Below are 19923 nucleotides of genomic sequence, written 5' to 3' on the forward strand. Positions count from 1 at the left end.
GCGGGCCGGTCAGTCGAGGTCGTCGCCGAAGTCCGGGCGGACGCCCCTGGCGAACTGGATCTCGTCGTTGCTGGTGCCTGCCGCGACCATCGGCCAGACCATGGCGTCCTGGTGGACGATGAAGTCGACGACCACCGGGCGGTCGTTGATCTCCATCGCCTGCTTGATCACCGCGTCCAGGTCCTCCGGACGCTCACAGCGCAGACCGACGCAGCCCATCGCCTCGGCCAGCATCACGAAGTCCGGGATCCGGGTGCCCTGCCAGCGCTGCGGCTCGATGCCGTCGTCCACGGCCGAGCCGCCGGTGGTCCCGGCCGGCCCGGCGTGCAGCACGGTGTGGGAGTAGCGCTGGTTGTAGAACAGGGTCTGCCACTGGCGGACCATGCCCAGCGAACCGTTGTTGATGACCGCGACCTTGATCGGAATGTCGTTCAGCGCGCAGGTGACCAGTTCCTGATTGGTCATCTGGAAGCAGCCGTCGCCGTCGATCGCCCAGACCGCCGAGTCCGGCCGACCCGCCTTGGCGCCCATCGCGGCCGGGACGGCGTAGCCCATGGTGCCCGCGCCACCGGAGTTGAGCCAGCTGGCCGGCTTCTCGTAGTTGATGAACTGTGAGGCCCACATCTGGTGCTGACCCACGCCCGCGGCGTAGATGGCGTCCGGGCCGACCAGTCGGCCGATCCGCTCGATCACCTGCTGCGGGGAGAGCTCACCCTCGGGGGCGGGCTCGTAGCCGAGCGGGTAGGTCTTCTTCCACTCGTTGAGCTTGACCCACCAGTCGCCGTAGTCGCCCTCGTGCCCGGCGTCGAACTCGGCCTGGACGGCGACGATCAGGTCGGCCAGCACCTCGCGGGCGTCGCCGACGATCGGCACATCGGCCGGGCGGTTCTTGCCGATCTCGGCCGGGTCGATGTCGGCGTGCACGACCTTGGCGTACGGGGCGAAGCTGTCCAGCTTGCCGGTGACCCGGTCGTCGAAGCGGGCGCCCAGGGTGAACAGCAGGTCGGCCTTCTGCAGCGCGGTGACCGCCGGGACGCTGCCGTGCATCCCGGGCATGCCCAGGTGCTGCGGGTGGCTGTCCGGGAAGACGCCCAGCGCCATCAGCGTGGTGACCACCGGCGCGCCGGTCAGCTCGGCCAGGATCCGCAGTTCGGCGCTGGCCTGTGCCTTGAGCACACCGCCGCCGACGTACAGCACCGGCCGCTTGGAGTTCACCAGCAGCTTCGCGGCCTCGCGGATCTGCTTGGCGTGCGGCTTGGTGACCGGCCGGTAGCCGGGCAGCGAGGGCTCCACCGGCCAGCGGAAGGTGGTGGTGGCCTGCAGGGCGTCCTTGGCGATGTCGACCAGGACCGGGCCCGGACGGCCGGTGGCGGCGATGTGGAACGCCTCGGCGATCACCCGGGGGATCTCGGCAGCATCGGTGACCAGGAAGTTGTGCTTGGTGATCGGCATGGTGATGCCGCAGATGTCCGCCTCCTGGAAGGCGTCGGTGCCGATCGCCTTGGAGGAGACCTGACCGGTGATCGCGACGATCGGGACGGAGTCCATGTAGGCGTCGGCGATCGGGGTGACCAGGTTGGTGGCGCCCGGTCCCGAGGTGGCCATGCAGACCCCGACCCTGCCGGTGGCCTGGGCGTACCCGGTGGCGGCGTGCCCGGCGCCCTGCTCGTGGCGGACCAGGATGTGGCGCACCTTGGTGGAGTCCATCAGCGGGTCGTACGCGGGAAGGATGGCCCCGCCCGGGATGCCGAAGACGGTGTCCGCGCCTACAGCCTCCAGCGAGCGGATGAGCGACTGTGCGCCGGTCATCGTCTCTGCGATGGTGTTGTGTCCCGGAGCGTGGGCGGCCGGGTTGTCCCCGCGGCGGGGGGATGCGGCGTGCTCAGTCATCTGCCTGTCTCTTCTCGGGTTCGTTCGGCCCCCGGCAGCCTTGGCGAGGTGCTGCCCTGCTGGTGGGCCGGTCTCCGGCTCTGCCTCAATCGTCCCGATTCGGGATGATCGAAGCCAGTGGTCCTGCGGTGGTCGAGCAGTGTCAGTGCAACAAAAAACCCCTCGTGCCAAGGGCATGCGAGGGGTGGCGCGTCGGTCTCTCACGAGCGGGACTCGGGTGTCCGCTCAGCCGACGCGCCTGCCAAGTACGAGAATTCGGGTGCGCATGGCACCGACCTTCCTCCTCGGCGGTACCGGGTGTCAAGTGGGTGGGACGGCCGTCTCGCTATGCGGACCGCCGTTCGGACCAGCGCAGGATCCCGGCATCGCGCGGCGTTCGGGCAGGTCCAGGGCGGTGTGGTGGTGTACGGCCCGTCCCCGGCCGCCGGCCGCGGGGACCCTCCCCCAGCCCTCGGCCGGTCCGTCCCCGTCGCCGCCCGGCTCCGGACGGACACCCGATCGGGTGTCCGCGGCCAGGTGCGCTCGCCGCGCCGAGAGCGAGCCCGTCGGTCTCGGCATCGGGTAGACCCGCCGGGCCAGCGCCCGGCCCAGCCGCTGCTCGTCCAGCGGCTGGGCGAAGGCCAGCCCCTGGCCCTGGCGGCAGCCCAGCTCCTGGAGCACCGAGAGCTGCCGGGCGTGGTCCACCCCCTCCGCCATGGTGACCAGGCCGAGGTCCCGGCCGAGCCGCAGCGCGTGCCCGGCGAGCGCCCGGGTGAGGGTGGACTCGGCGAGGTCCTGGACCAGGCTGCGGTCCAGCTTGAGCGAGTCGAACGGGAGCCTGGCCAGCGCCCCCAGCGAGCCGCGGCCCGCCCCGAAGCTGGCCACCGAGGTGGACACCCCGTGGCGGCGCAGCGCGGCCAGCCGGCGGCCGATCTCGTCCGCCTGGTCGTCCGGGCCGGTCCTGGCCAGCTCGATCACCAGCTGTTCGGCGGGCAGGCCGGTCTCCCGCAGCACGCTGACGACGGTCTCGTAGACGCCGGGGGCGCAGAGCCGCTCGGCACTCAGCCGTACGGTGACCGGGACCGCGCGCGGTGCGCCCGGCGCGCGGCGGCGGGCGGCGGCCGCGGTGACGGCCTCCTGGAGCAGCCAGCGGGCGAACCGGGTCGCGGCGTCGCCCTGCTCTGCGGTGCGCAGGAACTCGGCCGGGGTGAGCACCAGCCCCTGCGCGGAGCGCCACCTGGCCTGCGCCTCGACGGCCGCGATCACTCCGGTGGCGAGGTCCACCACGGGCTGGTGGAGCAGGGTGAAGCCGCCCTCCCGGACGGCCAGGCGCAGTCGCTCCTCCAGCTCGGACCGGCGCTCCAGTTCGGCCCGCATGGCCGGGCTGTAGAGCACCACCCGGCCCTTGCCCTCGGACTTCGCCCGGTACATCGCGAGATCGGCGTTGCGCATCAGTTCGTCGGTGGCGGCCCTGGGATCGGTGTCCGGGGCGTGGCCGCGCGGGCCGAAGGCGATGCCGATGCTGGCGGCGACGCCGAGTTCGGCGCCGCCGATCCAGTACGGCTCGGAGAGCGCGACCCGGACCCGCTCGGCCAGGTCGTGCACCTGGGCGCGGCCGAGGCGCCCGCAGACCAGGGCGGCGAACTCGTCGCCGCCGAACCGGGCCACGGTGTCCCCGGCCCGGACCGCGCCCTGGAGCCGGCGGGCGGCCTGGATCAGCAGTTCGTCGCCGACCTGGTGCCCCGAGGTGTCGTTGACCGCCTTGAAGCCGTCCAGGTCGAGGAAGAGCACGGCCACGGTGGGCTCGTCGCCCCCGGGGTGCTCGCGCGCACCCTCGGCGGGCCAGTCGTCCCGGCCGGGGCGCTCGCCGAGGGCGGCGCGGACCTGCTGCGCGAACAGCGCCCGGTTGGGCAGGTCGGTGAGCGGGTCGTGGAAGGCGTTGTGGTGCAGCTGCGCTTGCAGCATCACCCGTTCGGTGACGTCCCGGCTGTTGAGGATCAGCCCGTCCCGGTAGCGGTTGACGGTGGACTCTACGTGCAGCCAGTGGCCGCCGCCGGAGCGGATCCGGCACTCCACCCGGGCCGAGGGCTCGGTACCGGCCGCGTCGGCGCCGTGCCTGCCGGGGTTGTGGCCCATCAGCCGGCGCACCTCGGCCATGACCCGCTCCGCGTCGCCGGGGTGGACCAGGTTGAGCAGGTTGCCGCCGACCAGCTCCTCGGGATCGCGGCTGTAGACCGTGAGGGTGGCCGGACTGACGTAGCTGAGCAGGCCGTTGGCGTCGGCGATCATGATGACGTCACTGGAGCCCTGCACCAGGGAGCGGAAGTGCGCCTCCTTCTGGGCGAGTTCCTGTGCCAGCGAGAGGTTGTCCAGCAGCATCACGCCCTGGCGCACCAGCAGCACCAGGCCGAAGGTGGAGGCCGAGACGATCATCACCCGATCCAGTGGCCGTCCGCCCATCACGTTGTAGACGATGCCGGCCAGGCACACGGCGGCCGCCACGTACGGGGTGAGCGCGCTGAAGGTGGTGGCCACCCGGCGGCGCGGGGCGCCGCCGGCCGCCGGGTGCTCGCGGTGCGGGCGGACCCGGTCGTGCGACCAGGGTGCCCAGGCGAGCAGCACACTGCCGGCGAACCAGCCCGCGTCCAGCAGCTCGCCGGAGTGGTAGCTGCTGTGCAGCGCGGGCGAGGTGAACAGGGCGTCGCAGACCACCGTGACGGCCAGCGCGACCATCGCGGTGTGCACCGCCGCCCGGTTGCCGTCGCGGCACCGGAAGCGCAGCCCCATCACCAGGCTGACCAGCAGGATGTCCAGCACCGGGTAGGCCAGGCCCAGGGCCAGCCGCAGCGGTGAGGAGACCTCGCCGGCCGCGACCCGGCCGAGCGCCAGGCTCCAGCTGAGCGTGAACAGCGAACTCGCCACCAGCCAGCCGTCCAGCAACAGGCAGAGCCAGCCGGCCGCGGTACGGGGCCGCTGGGCGAGCACCGTCACGCCGATGATCGCCAGCGGGGCGAAGAGCAGGAAGAGGTACTCCGCGATGGAGTCCGGCGGGACGGGGGCCCGCAGCACCACCTCGTACCAGCCCCAGATGCCGTTGCCGAAGGCCACCATCGAGGAGGAGAGGCCGAACAGCAGCCAGGCCGGGCGGGCCGGACCGCCGGCCGTGCAGCCGTGCAGCAGGCAGGAGAGCGAGGCCGCCAGCGCCGCCCCGGCCAGCCCGAAGTCGCCCATGAACAGGGCGAGTCCGGGCGATCCCCAACCGAGCGAGGCGCCGATCGCGTAACCCAGGCAGAGCGTGATCAGCACGGCGCCGGGGATCCGGCCACGGGCTTCACCACCGCGGGTGCCGTCGCCGCGCGGGGCGCCGCCACGGGAGTCCTCACGGCTGGCCGGGGGCGCGGCAGGCAGCACCGCATCGGTGGAGTTCACTCGACATCTCCCCCTCCGACCCGGGGCGTACATCCGCCCGGGCCTCGGCCGTGCCACCGCGTGAAGTGATCTGACGCCACGTCACTGCAGCATCCCCGCAGGCTGCTTCCGGTACCCACAGGAGGGCTGGACGGAGCGGTTCCGCTACGCCGTACCAGTGTTACCAGTCGGGACACTACACCACTTCGGTCACTCAACGGCACACACATTCAACTTAGAGTAATGGCCTGTGCGTGGTGATGTGCCCCGTTCTCGGCGGGATCGCCCCGGTTGGCAGCGGCGCACGGCCGGGGCGCACGGCTCCTCTGGGCTACGCCCCTACGGGCACCAACTCCTCGTCCGCGAAGAGCCTCAGCCGGTGCGCGAGTGCCGCCGCCTCGCCGCGCGAGGAAACCTCCAGCTTCGCCAGGATGTTGGAGACGTGCACACTGGCGGTCTTGGGCGAGATGTACAGCTCCTCGGCGATCTGGCGGTTGGTCCGGCCCCGGGCGAGCTGCCGCAGCACGTCCCGCTCGCGCGGGGTGAGGCCGAACGGCTCGGCCGGCCCGCGGTCGGGCTCGGACGGGGGTTCCTCGGCCTGCCGCGGCCCGGGGGCGAGGCCGGCTCGGTCGGACAGGCGGGAAATCTCCCACTGCAGTTGACGGTTCTCCCGAGCCTCCGCCAACTCCCGTGCCTCGTAAAGAAGTTCGCCGGCGGCGGCGCGCTGCCCGGCGGCGGCCGCCGCCTCGGCGCCCCGGTACAGGGCGGTCAGCAGCGGCTCGGTGGGCCCGCTCCCGCGCAGCGCCTCGATCGCCGTCGTCCAGTGCACCGGACGGTCGGCCCCCTCGGCCCGGGCCAACTCCGCCTCCAGCAGCCGGAGGCAGCCGATCAGCAGCGGCACCGTGGGGCGGAGCCGGGCGGCCGCGGCGGCGAGCGCGGCGAGCGCCTCTGGCCGGCCCGGCTCCGCGGCGGGCAGGCCCCGGGCGTCGGCCTCGTTCGCCGCCCCGACGAGCAGCAGCGGCAGCAGCCAGCCGGCGCCGCCGTCCAGCAGCTGCCCGTCCGGGTCCGCGTACCGCTCGACGGCGGCCCCCAAGGCGGCCAGCAGCTCGGCCCTGGCCTGGAGCGGGCGGCCGGTCCGGGCGGCGATCCGGACCGCCAGCCGGGCGGCGGGCACCTCGTGCTGCGGTTCGGCGGCCTTGGCCGCGGACCTGGCCTTGGCCAGGTACCGCGCGGCACTCTCCGGGTCGCCCTGCTCCAGGGCGAGGTCCCCGCGCAGCCGGTCCAGGAACTCGTGGTGCGAGTCGCCGCCGGACCGCTCGGCCCAGGCGGTGAGCACTTCGGCGGCCCCGGTGGGGCGGCCGAGCACGATCAGCGCCTCGACCAGGTTTCCGGTCAGGATCGTCCCGGTGTTGGCCAGCAGGCCGAGCCGGCCGGCTGCCTCCAGGCCCTGCCTGGCCAGCCGCTCGGACTCGGCGGCCCGACCCAGCCCGAGCAGATGGCTGGAGAGGTTGTTCAGGCCCCGGCAGTACACGTCGGCGGCCAGCTTCCGGGACTTCTCGACCGCGTCGGTCAGCAGTGCCACGCCCTCGTCCACGTTGCCGAAGAAGGCGTGCAAACCACCCAGGGTCATCCGGGCGTGCTGCTCGACCGCGGCTGCGCCGGTCTGTCTGGCGATCTCCACCGCGTGTTCGGCGAGCGCGATGTCGGTCACGGCCGGGCGGCCCAGCATGTTGTGCGAGGCGACCAGCGCCAGCACCTCCGCCTGCACCGCCGACGGCCGCAGGCCCGCCACCAGCCGCTGGGCGTGCTCGATCTCCTCGTCCCCGCCGGTGCGCTTCAGGTGGACCAGCATGCGCGCCCGGCTCATCCGGAACCAGGCCGCGCGCTCCGGGCTGCGCTCCTCGTCCACCAGCTTCAACGCCCGCTTGGCAAGGCTCAGTCCGCGTTCGCGGTCGCCGCTGCGGCGGGCGGCCACCACGGCCTCGGCGAGCACGTCCACCAGCTGGAGCCGTTCGCAGGACTCGTCGTGGCTGCCCGGCTCGCAGCTGCACGCCGGGTAGGTCTCGGCCCAGTCGTACGGGCGCAGGGTGCTCTCCAGCACCTCCTCGGAGACCTCGTCCCAGAGCTCCAGCGCCCGCTCCAGCATGCGCAGTTGCTCGGCGAAGGCATTGCGGCGGCGGGCCGCCCTGGCGGCGTCCAGCGCGGCCGGCAGGGCGCGCGCCGGATCGTGCGCGTGGTACCAGTAGTTGGCCAGTCGCGCCGGGCGCTTCTCGCAGCCGACCAGGACCTCGTTGGCCTCCAGCACGGTGGCGTAGCGGCGGTTGATCCGGTACCGCTCGCCGGGCAGCAGGTCGTCGGAGACCGCCTCGCGGACCAGGGCGTGCCGGAACCGGTAGCCCTCGCCGTCGGTGTCCGGGCGCAGCACATTGGCGCCCACCGCGTTGCGCAGTGCCTCGATCAGCGCCTCCTCACCCTCGTCCAGGACGGCGGAGAGCAGGGCGTGTTCGACGTAGGATCCGCCCTCGGCAGCGATTCTGACCACCCGTTGGGTATCGTCCGGCAGCGCCTCGACCCGGACCATCAGGATGTCGCGGAGCGAGTCGGTCAGCCCGGCGGGACAGCCGTCCCGGTGCGCGGTGGCGAGCTCCTCGACGAAGAACGGGTTGCCCTCGGAGCGGCAGTGGATCCGGTCGACCAGGTCGCGGTCGAGGCCGTCGGCGCTCCCGCTGCCGAGGATCCCCGCCAGCTGTGCGGCGACCTCATGGCGTCCGAATCTGGCAAGTTCCAGTCGCTGTACCATCCGCAGCCGATCGAGTTCGGCCAGGAACGGACGCAGTGGATGGCGACGGTGCAGATCGTCGCTGCGGTAGGTGGCGACGATCAGGACCCGGGAGCGGTGCAGCGTCCGGATCAGATAGGCGAGCAGCTCGCGGGTGGAGCGGTCGGACCAGTGCAGGTCCTCGACGACCAGCAGCAGGGTCCGGCCGGCGGTGAGCCGCTCGAACAGCCTGGCGGTGTGCTCGAAGAGCAGAGCCCGTCCGAACTCGTCGTTCGGCTCCGCGCCGGTGTCGCCGAACTCCGGCAGCAGCCGGGACAGCTGACCCTCCATGCCCTCGGCGGCCCGTTCGAGTTCGGCACCGAGCGAACGGTGCAGCCGGCGCAGCGCGGTGGCCAGCGGCGCGTACGGCAGGCCCTCGGCGCCGACCTCCAGGCAGCCGCCCAACGCGGCGACCACGCCCTCGCCGCCGGCGGCCGCCAGGAACTCCTCCACCAACCTGGTCTTGCCCACCCCCGCCTCACCGGCGATCAGGATGGTCTGAGGCTCCCCCGCCTCGGCCCTGCGCAGCGCCGCGGCGAGCATCTCGGTCTCGGTGCCGCGGCCGACGAAGACAGGACTGATCGATATCTGCTCCACACCGGCGAGCATGCCATAGGCCCAGGAGGTCGACGGAACGGCCTTTCCGGCGGCCGGAAAACCCGGAGGGGAGGTGCCGTCGGCATCCTCCCCTCCCTGTTGCCCGCCCGCGGGTGCTCCCGGGCCGGTGCCCGGGCCGCCCCCCGCTGTCAGCATTCGACCGGCTGAGCGCTGTACCGGCGGGCGACCGGACGGCGGACGCCCCGCGCCAGCCGGGCGAGGACGCCCCGGTGCTGACGGGCCGTCCGGGCCGCGGTGCGGGCGGTACGGGCCTGGCGTACCAGGCGGACGTGCTCGGCCTCCCGACGCAGTTCCGCACCGCGGTGCTGGATGAGCTGGTACTCGATCATCTGGGTCTCCCCCTAGTGTCGGACGAGTGCCGGCCCCTTCGGCCGGTCCTCCCTCGTCCGCTTAAGAGCTTCCTCTCCCAGAGGGGTGCCCCGCATCGGGAGCATTCCTGATCCTGCCGACCCCCGGAACCTTAGAGAGCCCGTACCCACCCCCGGCAGGGAGTAGGTACGGGCTCAGATACCTAAGTAGGTACTAGCTTCGGCTAAGGATCCTTAGGCCTGAACGCCCAGACGCTCCAGGATCAGGTCCTTGACCCGGGCGGCGTCCGCCTGGCCGCGGGTGGCCTTCATGACCGCGCCGACCAGCGCGCCGACCGCGGCCACCTTGCCGTCGCGGATCTTGGCGGCGATCGCCTCGTTGTCCGCGATGGCCGCGTCCACGGCCGCGCCGAGCGCCGAGTCGTCGGAGACCACGGCGAGGCCGCGCTTCTCGACGACCTCGTCCGGCTCGCCCTCACCGGCCAGCACGGCCTCGATGACCTGGCGGGCCAGCTTGTCGTTCAGCTTGCCCTCGGCGACCAGCGCGCAGACCCGGGCCACCTGGACCGGGGTGATCGGCTGCTCGGCCAGCTCGGTGCCGGTCTCGTTGGCACGGCGGGCCAGCTCGCCCATCCACCACTTGCGGGCCTGGTCGGCGGGGGCGCCGGCCGCGATGGTCTCCTGGATCGGCTCCACCGCACCGGCGTTGAGCACCGCCTGCATGTCCTTGTCGGACAGGCCCCACTCGGCCTGCAGCCGGGCCCGGCGCACCCGGGGAAGCTCGGGCAGCGTGGCCCGCAGCTCCTCCACCCACTCGCGCGAGGGGGCGATCGGCACCAGGTCGGGCTCGGGGAAGTAGCGGTAGTCCTCCGCCTCCTCCTTGATCCGGCCCGAGGTGGTGGAGCCGTTCTCCTCGTGGAAGTGCCGGGTCTCCTGGACGATCTTCCCGCCCTCGTCGAGCACGCCCGCGTGCCGCTGGATCTCGAACCGGACGGCCCGCTCCACGCTGCGCAGCGAGTTGACGTTCTTGGTCTCGCTCCGGGTGCCGAACTTCTCGGTGCCGTACGGGCGCAGCGACAGGTTGACGTCGCAGCGCATCTGGCCCTTGTCCATCCGGGCCTCGGAGACGCCCAGCGCCCGGATCAGCTCACGCAACTCGGTGACGTACGCCTTGGCGACCTCGGGAGCACGCGAACCCGCGCCGGTGATCGGCTTGGTGACGATCTCGATCAGCGGGATGCCGGCCCGGTTGTAGTCCAGCAGCGAGTACTCGGCGCCGTGGATCCGGCCGGTCGCACCGCCGATGTGCGAGGACTTGCCGGTGTCCTCCTCCATGTGGGCGCGCTCGATCTCCACCCGGAAGACCTCGCCGTCCTCCAACTGCACGTCGAGGTAGCCGTTGAAGGCGATCGGCTCGTCGTACTGGGAGGTCTGGAAGTTCTTCGGCATGTCCGGGTAGAAGTAGTTCTTCCGGGCGAACCGGCACCACTCGGCGATCTCGCAGTTCAGCGCCAGGCCGATCTTGATCGCCGACTCCACACCGGTCGCGTTGACCACCGGCAGCGAGCCCGGGAGTCCCAGGCAGGTCGGGCAGGTCTGGGTGTTCGGCTCGGCCCCGAGCTCGGTCGAACACCCGCAGAACATCTTGGTCTTGGTACCCAGCTCGACATGGACCTCAAGGCCCATCACCGGGTCGTACGAGGCGATGGCGTCCTCGTACGGGACCAGGCTTTCGACGCTCACAGCGTCCCCTTCACTAAAAGTCTTGGCGGTGCGGGCGCTCAGCCCAGCAGGACGTCGTCGCGGCCGAGCTGCCGGAGCTCGCGCACCAGCAGGGCGGTGCCGGTGACCAGGGCCACCGCGCCGACCACGGCGTTGACCAGCATCAGCGTGTCGTTCTCGAGACGGGCCTTCTTGACGTCCTTGGCGATCCCGACCACGCCGAAGGCGCTGGAACCGATGGACAGCCAGAGCCCCGGCTTGCTGTGCTTGAAGCCCTTCGCCTTTGCCACGGTGCTGCTCACAGTGCCGGTGCCTCCTCCAGCAGGGTGTGTCCCCACTTGTCGTTGAGTGCGGCCTCGACGGCGCCGCCCACCCGGTACAGGCGGTCGTCCGCCATCGCGGGGGCGATGATCTGCAGGCCGACCGGCAGGTTGTCCTCCGGCGCCAGCCCGCAGGGCAGCGACATGGCCGCGTTGCCCGCGAGGTTCGAGGGGATGGTGCACAGGTCCGCCAGGTACATCGCCATCGGGTCGTCGGCGCGCTCGCCGATCGGGAAGGCGGTGGTCGGCGTGGTCGGCGAGACGAGCACGTCGACTCCGGCGAAGGCGGCGTCGAAGTCGCGCGAGATCAGGGTCCGGACCTTCTGCGCCGAGCCGTAGTAGGCGTCGTAGTAGCCCGAGGAGAGCGCGTAGGTGCCCAGCATGATGCGGCGCTTGACCTCGGGGCCGAAACCGGCCTCGCGGGTCAGGGCGGTGACCTCCTCGGCGCTGCGCGAGCCGTCGTCGCCGACCCGCAGGCCGTAGCGCATGGCGTCGAAGCGGGCCAGGTTGGAGGAGCACTCGCTCGGCGCGATCAGGTAGTACGCCGGCAGCGCCAGGGTGAACGACGGGCAGGAGACCTCGACGACCTCGGCGCCCAGCTCGCGCAGCAGCTCGACGCTCTCGTTGAAGCGCTGCATCACACCGGCCTGGTAGCCCTCGCCGGCGAACTCCTTCACCACGCCGATCCGCATGCCGCGGATGTCGCGCATCTTCGCGGCCTCGACCACGGCCGGGACCGGCGCGTTGATGGAGGTGGAGTCCAGCGGGTCGTACCCGGCGATCGCCTCGTGCAGCAGCGCCGCGTCCAGCACGGTACGGGCGCACGGGCCGCCCTGGTCCAGCGAGGACGAGAAGGCGACCAGACCGTAGCGGGAGACCGCGCCGTAGGTCGGCTTCACACCGACGGTGCCGGTGACGGAGCCCGGCTGGCGGATCGAGCCGCCGGTGTCGGTACCGATCGCCAGTGCGGCCTCGAACGCGGCCAGCGCGGCGGCCGAACCGCCGCCGGAGCCGCCCGGGATCCGGGAGAGGTCCCAGGGGTTGCCGGTCGGGCCGTACGCCGAGTTCTCGGTGGAGGATCCCATCGCGAACTCGTCCATGTTGGTCTTGCCGAGGATGACCACACCGGCGTCCTTCAGACGCGTGGTCAGCGTGGCGTCGTACGGCGGGATCCAGCCTTCGAGGATCTTGGAACCGCAGGTGGTCGGGACGCCCTTGGTGGTGAAGACGTCCTTCAGGGCCAGCGGGACACCGGCCAGCGGGCCCAGCTCCTCGCCCTTGGCGCGCTTCTCGTCGACGGCCTTGGCGGCCTTGAGCGCGCCCTCGGTGTCGACGTGCAGGAAGGCGTTGACCTTCTGGTCGACGGCGCCGATCCGGTCCAGGTGGGCCTGGGTCACCTCGACCGCGCTCACCTCGCCCTTGGCGATGGCGGCGGCGGTGTCGGCGGCGGTGTAACGGTAGAGATCAGTCACGGCTGGTCAGTCCTCCCCGAGGATCTGCGGCACACGGAAACGCTGCTCCTCGGCGGCCGGGGCGCCGGAGAGCGCCTGTTCCGGGGTGAGCGACTGTCGCACCTCGTCCGCCCGCATGACGTTGGTCAGCGGAAGCGGGTGGGAGGTCGGCGGGACGTCCTGTCCGGCGACCTCGGAAACGCGGGCGACCGCGCCGATGATCACGTCGAGCTGCTCGGCGAAGTGGTCCAGCTCTTCGGCCTGCAACTCAAGACGCGACAGCCGAGCGAGGTGGGCGACCTCCTCGCGCGTGATGCCAGGCATGCAGCGATCCTCAAGGTGAGTTCTGGATGAGGCCGGGCACCGGGTGCCCGACCCGGGGCGGGGGTTTTGGGGCACACCCGTCCTCTTGGTCTAGGCACATCCTATTGGGTAGCCGTTCGGCGCCCGCCTCGACTTATTGCGGGTCCCCGGTCCGGCGGGGCCGTCCGGAGCAACCGGACTGCCTCCGGGAGCACGGCACGGTGGACCTGCGGGGCACGGGGAGCCGTGCAGCCGGCCCGGCACCGGGCCGCGGGGTGTCCCGTGCCGCCCCCGCGGCCCCGGGGTGCTACTCGGGCTGGGCGGCGGTGGGCACGGCCTGACCGACGGTGGGAACGGCCTGGCCGACGGTCGGGAAGGGCTGGCCCACACCCGGGAAGGGCTGGCCGATGGCGGAGAAGTGCTGGGCGACGCTCGGGACGGCCTGGGCGACGCTCGGGACGGCCTGGGCGACGCTCGGGACCGCCGGAACGGTCTGGCCGACGGCCGGGCGGGGCTTGGGGACCGGCGGGGCGGCCACCAGCCCGCCCGGAACGGGGGTGTCTACCGTGCGGTGCACCATCAGCCAGGCGGTGGCCTGGTCGGCCGGGAGGGCGGCGGACACCAACCACCCCTGCACCGCGTCCACTCCCAGCCCGTGCAGCTGCTCCCAGGTCTCGTCGTCCTCGACGCCCTCGGCGACCACGGTCAGCCCGAGCGAGTGCGCCAGTTCGACCGAGCAGCGGACCACGGCGGCGTCGTGGTCGTCGGCGACCATCCGGGAGACGAAGGAGCGGTCTATCTTCAGCTCGCCGACCGGCAGGCTGCGCAGCCGTACCAGCGAGGAGTGCCCGGTGCCGAAGTCGTCCAGCGACATGCCCACGCCGTACCTGCGCAGTTCGGCGAGGGTGTCGGCGGCGAGCCGCGAGTCGTCCAGCAGCAGCCGCTCGGTGATCTCCAGTTGGAGGGCGTGCGCGGGGACCTGGTTCCGGTCGAGGTGGGCGGCGACCCGGCCGGCGAAGCCGGGGTTGAGCACGTCGCGGGGCGAGACGTTGACCGCGACCTGGACCTGGAGGCCCTGGGCCCGCCAGGCGGCGAGCTGGCCGACGGCCGCCTCGAGCACGTAGTCGGTGAGCCGTGGCATCAGGCCGCTGGACTCGGCCAGCCCGATGAACTCGTCCGGCGGCACCTTGCCCTGCCCGGGCCGCTCCCAGCGCAGCAGGGCTTCCAGGCCGACCACCCGGCCGTCGAAGGCCACCTTGGGCTGGTAGTGCAGCAGCACCTCACCGGTCTCCAGGGCCCGGCGCAGGTCGCCGAGCAGGCCGATCCGGTACGGGGTGTCGATGTCGCGGGCCTCGTCGTACTGCTCGACGCCGCTGCGCCGGTGCTGGGCGTGGCCCATCGCCACGTCGGCACGGCGCAGCAGGGCCTCGGCGTCCTGCGCGTGCTCGGGGTAGACGCAGACCCCGGCGCTGGCCTCCAGGACCAGCAGCAGGCCGTCGAGCCTGATCGGTGCGGCGAGTTCGGCGATCAGCGCCTTGGCCACCCGCTCCAGGGTCTCCGGGCGGCCGACGCCGGGCAGCAGGACGGCGAACTCGTCGCCGCCGAGCCGGGCGACCACCGGCCGGCCGCCGTTCTGCATGGTCGGCGGGAGGCTGGAGAAGACGTCGTCCGGGTCGTCCCGGCCCGGATGCCCGCCGTGGTGGTGGGAGCCGGTGCGGAGCGCGCGGTGCAGCCGGCGGGCGATGTGGACCAGTAAGCGATCGCCTGCGGTATGCCCGAGCGCGTCATTGAGCGATCGGAAACGGTCCAGATCGAGCAGGATCAGCCCAACGCTGTAGTCCTCCTCACCGTCGTGCTCGGCGATCGCCTCCTGGGCCGCCAGCAGCAGCGCATGGCGGTTCGGCAGATCGGTGAGCGGGTCGGTGAGCTGGTCCCGGGCGCGGTCCCGTGCCATCCGCCAGGCGGCGACCAGCACGGCCAGCGGCACCGCGAAGAGCGGCAGCAGCTCGGGCTCGTACCGGTAGACCAGCACGGCCAGCGGTATGAGCGGCGCGGCGCCGGCCAGCAGCACGCCGAGCAGCAGGACCGCACCTGCCACCCCCTGCGGCGGGCGTGTGGGCGCACCGCCGGTCGTACGATCCATATGCCCTGTCCTCCGTCGGGCCCGCCCCGTCAGGCCGCCTTTCGGTGCGGCACCTGCTGGTGCCGGTGGGCGCCAGTTGACGGGGCGTCCCCTGCGGAACCGGCCTGGAAGTCCGATGCCGCCAACCCCTGCTGACACTCTGTTGCGCACCAGGGTATGCCGACGTACGCCGAGAGGGCGGACTTTCGGACATCCCTGAGCGCGCCACCCGTCGATGGATGCCGCTCAGTGACAGAATGCCCTCTTTCCTGAGCAGGAACCCGGGTGACGCGGCATCAGGACGGTAACGGGGGTCAGCTCTCCGGGGCCTCCTCGGCCGGGGAGGCCAGCCCCAGGTGGGCCCGGGCGGCCTCGGGCCCCTGGTCGAGCAGGACCGCGAAACCCGCGTCGTCCAGCACCGGAAGGCCGAGCTGGACCGCCTTGTCGTACTTGGACCCGGGGTTGTCACCGACCACGACGAAATCTGTCTTCTTCGAGACAGACCCTGTCACCTTCGCACCGCGTGAGGTCAGTGCCTCCTTGGCGCCGTCCCTGGTGTGGCCGGCCAGCGTGCCCGTCACCACCACGGTGAGGCCCTCCAGCGGACGCGGCCCCTTGGTCTCGGCCGCCTCCTCGGTGAACCGGACCCCGGCCGCCCGCCACTTCTCCAGGATCTCCCGGTGCCAGTCCTCCTCGTACCACTCCTTGATGGAACGGGCGATGATCGGGCCGACCCCCTCGGTGGCGGCCAGTTGCTCCTCGCTCGCCGCGAAGACCGCGTCCAGGTCGCGGAACTCGCGGGCCAGCGCCTGGGCGGCCACCGGGCCGACGTGACGGATCGACAGGCCGTTGAGGTAGCGCCAGAGCGGGCGGTCCTTGGCCTTGTCCAGGTTCTCCAGCAGGAGACCGGCGGTCTTCTTCGGCTCGCCCCTGAGATTGGCGAAGAAGGTGACCACCTTCTCCCTGCCCGTCCGGTCGTCCAGCTTGGGCATGCCGGACTTCTGATCGCGGACCATCACCTTGATCGGGAGCAGCTGTTCCCGAGTGAGACCGAAGATGTCCCCCTCGTTCCCGACCGGCGGCTCGGCGGGCTCCAGCGGCTGGGTGAGCGCGGTCGCCGCGACGTAGCCCAGGCCATCGATGTCCAGCGACTCGCGCCCGCCCAGGTAGGCGATCCGCTCGCGGATCTGGGCCGGGCAGCTACGGGCGTTGGGGCAGCGCAGGTCGATGTCGCCCTCGGACATCGGGCGCAGTTCGGTGCCGCACTCGTGGCAGTGCGAGGGCATCACGAACTCTTCTTCGGTGCCGTCCCGCAGGTCCTCCACCGGGCCGAGGATCTCCGGGATCACGTCGCCCGCCTTGCGCAGCACGATGGTGTCGCCCAGCAGCACGCCCTTGGCCTTGACCACCTGCTGGTTGTGCAGCGTGGCGTACTGCACCATCGAACCGGCGACCTTGACCGGCTCGGCCAGCACCGCGAACGGGGTGGCCCGGCCGGTGCGGCCGATGCCGACCTGGATGCTCGCCAGTTTGCCGGTGACCTCCTCCGGCGGGTACTTCCAGGCGATCGCCCAGCGGGGCGACTTGGAGGTGGCGCCGAGCCGGCCCTGCAGGGCGATCTCGTCCACCTTGACGACCACGCCGTCGATCTCGTGCTCGACCGAGTGCCGCTGCTCGCCGTAGTGCCTGATGAACGCCCGCACCTCGTCGAGGGTTTCGACCACCGTGTTGTGCCGGGCGGTGGGCAGGCCCCAGTCGTGCAGCAGCTGGTAGGCGTGCGACTGGCAGTCGATGTCGAAGCCGGCCCGGGCGCCGATGCCGTGCACCACCATGTGCAGCGGACGGGAGGCGGTGACCAGCGGGTCCTTCTGGCGGAGCGAACCGGCGGCCGCATTGCGGGGGTTGGCGAACAGCTTGACCAGGGCCTGCGGGCGCCTGCCCTCCTTGGCGCGCTGCTCGTTCTCCTGCCTGCGGCGCTCGTTCTCGGCGGCGAGCGAGGCGTTGAGCTCCTCGAAGGCCTCGGTCGGCAGGTAGACCTCGCCGCGGATCTCCACCAGCTCGGGGATGTTGTCGCCCCTCAGCTGGTGCGGGATCTCCTTGATGGTGCGGACGTTGGCGGTGATGTCCTCGCCCACCCGGCCGGTGCCCCGGGTGGCGGCCTGGACCAGTCGGCCCCTCTCGTAGGTGAGGTTGACCGCCAGGCCGTCCACCTTGAGCTCGCACAGGTAGTGGTACTTCAGGCCGTCGAGCTCCCGGGCGACCCGCTCGGCCCAGGCGGCCAGCTCGTCGTCGTCCATCGCGTTGTCGAGGCTCAGCAGCCGCTCGCGGTGCTCGACCTTCGCGAAGCCCTCGGCCGGCGCGCCACCGACCTTCTGGGTGGGCGAGTCCGGGGTGACCAGCACCGGGTGCTCGGCCTCGATCGCCTCCAGCTCGCGCATCAACCGGTCGAACTCGGCGTCGCTGATCGTCGGCGCGTCCTGCTCGTAGTAGCGGACGCGGTGCTCCTCGATCTCGACTGCCAGCTCGGCGTGCCGCTTGCGCACCTCCGCCGGCACGTCCTCCCAGCCCTCGACAGCCACCACGCCGCCCTCCTACATCTCAACTACCGTGCTACTCCGGGTTGTCCACCAGGCTCTGCGCCGCCTTCACACTGAGTGACAGTGCCCTGCGCGCGTACCCGGGAGAGGCCCCCGCCAGCCCGCAGGTCGGTGTCACCAGCACCCGGCGGCCCAGCAGCTCCGGAGCGAACCCGAGCCTGCGCCACAACCTCCTGACAACCTGGACACTACCGGCCGGGTCCGACAATCCCGCGTCGGTGGACGGCACCACACCGGCGAGGATCGCCGTGCCCGCCTCCACCGCCTCGCCCAGGTCCTCGTCCTCACGCTCCGTCAGCAGCGAGAAGTCCAGCGACACCCCGGCCACCCCGGCCCGGCGCAGCAGCGCCAGCGGCACCTGCGGGGCGCAGCAGTGCACCACCACCGGCACGTCCAGGCCGCGGACCAGGCCGCGCAGCTGCTCCTCGGCCACCTGCCGGTCCACCGCGCGCAGCCGCTGGAAGCCGCTGGCGGTCTTCACCGCGCCCGCCAGTACGGCGGGCAGCGAGGGCTCGTCCAGCTGCAGTACGGGCTGCGCACCCGGCACCCGCTTGCGCACCTCCGCCAGGTGACGGCGCAGTCCCTCGGTGAGCGACTCCGTGATGTCCCGGCAGGCGCCCGGGTCGGAGAGCGCCTTCTCCCCGTGCCTCAGCTCCACGGAGGCCGCCAGCGTCCACGGGCCGACCGCCTGCAGCTTCAGCGCACCCTGGTACCCCTGGGTGAACTCCTCCAGGGCGTCCAGGTCCTCGCCCAGCCACGAGTACGCCCGCCGGGTGTCCCGGCCCGGCCGGTCGGCGAACCGCCACCCGCTCGGCTCCACCTGCGCGAACAGCTCGACCAGCAGGCCGGCGCCGCGGCCGATCATGTCGGCGCCGGGCCCTCGCGCGGGCAGCTCCGGCAGGTACGGCAGCTGCTCCAGCGCGCCTACGGCGGTCTTCGCGGCCTCACGGGCATCGGTGCCTGGCATCGATCCGACGCCCGTCGCGGCGCCGATCAGCTCGGGAAAGGAGTACTCGCTCACGGGCACGAGCCTAGGCCAGGAACCCGGAGCCGTTGAGGCCCGCCCGCGGCGGCGCGGGCCTACCGGCCCGGACGGACCGTGATGTCGGTGATCTCGGCGTCGCGCGGCAGGTCGAGCGCGGTCAGGACGGAGGTGGCCACCGACTCGGGGTCGATCCAGCGGGAGGCGTCGTACTCCCTGCCCTCCTGCTGGTGCACCGAGACCTGCATCGCGGTCGCCGTCCGCCCCGGGTACACCGAGGTGACCCGCACCCCGTGGCCGTGCTCCTCCTGCCGCAGCGAGTCGGCGAGCGCCCGCAGCCCGTGCTTGCTGGCCGCGTACGCGCCCCAGTTGGCGTTCGCGTTCAGCCCGGCACCGGAGTTGACGAACACCACGTGGCCCTTGGCGAGCCGCAGCGAGGGCAGCAGCAGCCGGGTCAGCTCGGCGGGTGCGACCAGGTTGACGTTCAGCTGCTCCTGCCAGGCCTTGACCGGCAGTTCGCCGATCTCGCCGAGCTGGACCACACCGGCGATGTGCAGCAGCGAGTCCAGTTCGACCGGCAGCTCCTGGTGGCCGAACGCCCAGGACAGCTTGCCCGGTTCGCCCAGGTCGCCGACCAGGGTACGGGCGCCGGGGAAGCGCCCGCGCAGTTCGGCGGCGCGCCGGGCGTCGCGGGCCAGCAGCCACAGCTGCTCGCCGCGTTCGGCGAGCCTGGTGGCGACGGTGGCTCCGATGCCGGAAGAGGCGCCGGTGATCAGGTGTGCACCCATGGCAGGGCTCCTTGCTGGTGTGGGAGGTCAGGCTTCGAGGTGGGCCAGGGCCTCGGCCGGATCGGCGGCGAAGTGGATCAGCTCGGCGAGCGGGCGGGGCAGGAAGCCCTCGGAATCCATCCGCTCCAGCTGGGTGCGCAGCCCCTGGTAGAAGCCCTCGGTGTCGAGCACCACGACCGGCTTGTCGTGCAGGGCGTGCTTCTTCAGCTCCAGCACCTCGGTGACCTCGTCCAGCGTGCCGAGGCCGCCGACCAGCACCACCACGGCGTCCGCCCGCTCCAGCAACCGGGCCTTGCGTTCGGCGAGATCGCGCGTCATCACCAGCTCGTCGGCGCCCTCGTAGGTCTTGTGCGCGAGCAGCTGGACCGAGATCCCGACCAGCCGGCCGCCGGCCTCCTTGACGCCGTCGGCGAGCAGCCCCATCAGCCCGGCGTGCGAGCCGCCCCAGACCAGGGTGTGGCCGTGCTCACCGAGCAGCCGGGCGAACTCGGCCGCCGGGGCGGTGTAGCGCTCGTCGAGGGAGTACGCGGAACAGAAGACAGTGATGTTCATAGTGGTCACCAGGTGTACCACCTCGCGGACCCGCCGGGCACGGGGGTTTCGTCCCGTACCCGGCG

At 72.2% G+C, this 19923-nt stretch carries 12 protein-coding genes and 1 pseudogene; all 13 read right to left on the bottom strand.

What is annotated here, in order from left to right; all coding sequences use genetic code 11:
- Nucleotides 1–9: 9 nt before the first annotated feature.
- Nucleotides 10–1890 carry an acetolactate synthase large subunit gene (locus tag ACWDAK_RS24955; RefSeq protein ID WP_427394919.1) on the bottom strand — a complete coding sequence of 627 codons (1881 nt, stop codon included), beginning with the start codon at nucleotides 1888–1890 and terminating at the stop codon, nucleotides 10–12.
- Nucleotides 1891–2190: 300 nt separating this feature from the next.
- A complete protein-coding gene (locus ACWDAK_RS24960) occupies nucleotides 2191–5298 on the bottom strand; it encodes a putative bifunctional diguanylate cyclase/phosphodiesterase (RefSeq protein ID WP_344640142.1) in 3108 nt (1035 codons plus the stop codon).
- 310 nt (nucleotides 5299–5608) lie between these two features.
- Nucleotides 5609–8692: a helix-turn-helix transcriptional regulator gene (locus tag ACWDAK_RS24965; RefSeq protein WP_449806502.1), complete on the bottom strand. Its 3084-nt coding sequence runs from the start codon at nucleotides 8690–8692 to the stop codon at nucleotides 5609–5611.
- 149 nt (nucleotides 8693–8841) lie between these two features.
- Nucleotides 8842–9042, bottom strand: coding sequence for a hypothetical protein (locus ACWDAK_RS24970; RefSeq protein WP_344640140.1), 201 nt, complete (start codon nucleotides 9040–9042; stop codon nucleotides 8842–8844).
- Nucleotides 9043–9255: 213 nt separating this feature from the next.
- A complete protein-coding gene (gatB, locus tag ACWDAK_RS24975; RefSeq protein ID WP_344640139.1) occupies nucleotides 9256–10764 on the bottom strand; it encodes an Asp-tRNA(Asn)/Glu-tRNA(Gln) amidotransferase subunit GatB in 1509 nt (502 codons plus the stop codon).
- Between the two features lie 38 nt (nucleotides 10765–10802).
- A complete protein-coding gene (locus ACWDAK_RS24980; RefSeq protein ID WP_344640138.1) occupies nucleotides 10803–11045 on the bottom strand; it encodes a hypothetical protein in 243 nt (80 codons plus the stop codon).
- On the bottom strand, nucleotides 11042–12535 hold the full coding sequence (gene gatA, locus ACWDAK_RS24985; protein WP_344640137.1) for an Asp-tRNA(Asn)/Glu-tRNA(Gln) amidotransferase subunit GatA: 1494 nt from the start codon (nucleotides 12533–12535) through the stop codon (nucleotides 11042–11044). The genes ACWDAK_RS24980 and gatA overlap by 4 nt, the downstream gene beginning before the upstream one ends.
- Nucleotides 12536–12541: 6 nt before the next feature.
- The gene (gene gatC / locus ACWDAK_RS24990) at nucleotides 12542–12838 is read right to left on the bottom strand and encodes an Asp-tRNA(Asn)/Glu-tRNA(Gln) amidotransferase subunit GatC (protein ID WP_344640136.1); all 297 of its coding nucleotides are present in this window, start codon (nucleotides 12836–12838) and stop codon (nucleotides 12542–12544) included.
- A gap of 286 nt (nucleotides 12839–13124) precedes the next feature.
- Nucleotides 13125–14897, bottom strand: a pseudogene (locus ACWDAK_RS24995) (EAL domain-containing protein); the annotation flags it as partial.
- Between the two features lie 356 nt (nucleotides 14898–15253).
- Nucleotides 15254–17518: an NAD-dependent DNA ligase LigA gene (gene ligA, locus ACWDAK_RS25000; RefSeq protein WP_344640158.1), complete on the bottom strand. Its 2265-nt coding sequence runs from the start codon at nucleotides 17516–17518 to the stop codon at nucleotides 15254–15256.
- 31 nt (nucleotides 17519–17549) lie between these two features.
- Nucleotides 17550–18557 carry a methionine synthase gene (locus ACWDAK_RS25005; protein ID WP_344640134.1) on the bottom strand — a complete coding sequence of 336 codons (1008 nt, stop codon included), beginning with the start codon at nucleotides 18555–18557 and terminating at the stop codon, nucleotides 17550–17552.
- Between the two features lie 59 nt (nucleotides 18558–18616).
- Nucleotides 18617–19306: an SDR family oxidoreductase gene (locus tag ACWDAK_RS25010; protein WP_344640133.1), complete on the bottom strand. Its 690-nt coding sequence runs from the start codon at nucleotides 19304–19306 to the stop codon at nucleotides 18617–18619.
- 27 nt (nucleotides 19307–19333) lie between these two features.
- On the bottom strand, nucleotides 19334–19858 hold the full coding sequence (locus tag ACWDAK_RS25015) for an LOG family protein (protein ID WP_344640157.1): 525 nt from the start codon (nucleotides 19856–19858) through the stop codon (nucleotides 19334–19336).
- Nucleotides 19859–19923 lie beyond the last annotated feature (65 nt).

The organism is Kitasatospora sp. NPDC001175 (genome assembly GCF_053598215.1).

What these genes read in the sequence shown, in the direction of transcription:
- ACWDAK_RS25015 (WP_344640157.1), bottom strand. Translation starts at nt 19,858, where the DNA reads ATGAACATCACTGTCTTCTGTTCCGCGTACTCCCTCGACGAGCGCTAC.
- ACWDAK_RS24955 (WP_427394919.1), bottom strand. Translation starts at nt 1,890, where the DNA reads ATGACTGAGCACGCCGCATCCCCCCGCCGCGGGGACAACCCGGCCGCC.
- ACWDAK_RS25010 (WP_344640133.1), bottom strand. Translation starts at nt 19,306, where the DNA reads ATGGGTGCACACCTGATCACCGGCGCCTCTTCCGGCATCGGAGCCACC.
- gatC (WP_344640136.1), bottom strand. Translation starts at nt 12,838, where the DNA reads ATGCCTGGCATCACGCGCGAGGAGGTCGCCCACCTCGCTCGGCTGTCG.
- ACWDAK_RS24970 (WP_344640140.1), bottom strand. Translation starts at nt 9,042, where the DNA reads ATGATCGAGTACCAGCTCATCCAGCACCGCGGTGCGGAACTGCGTCGG.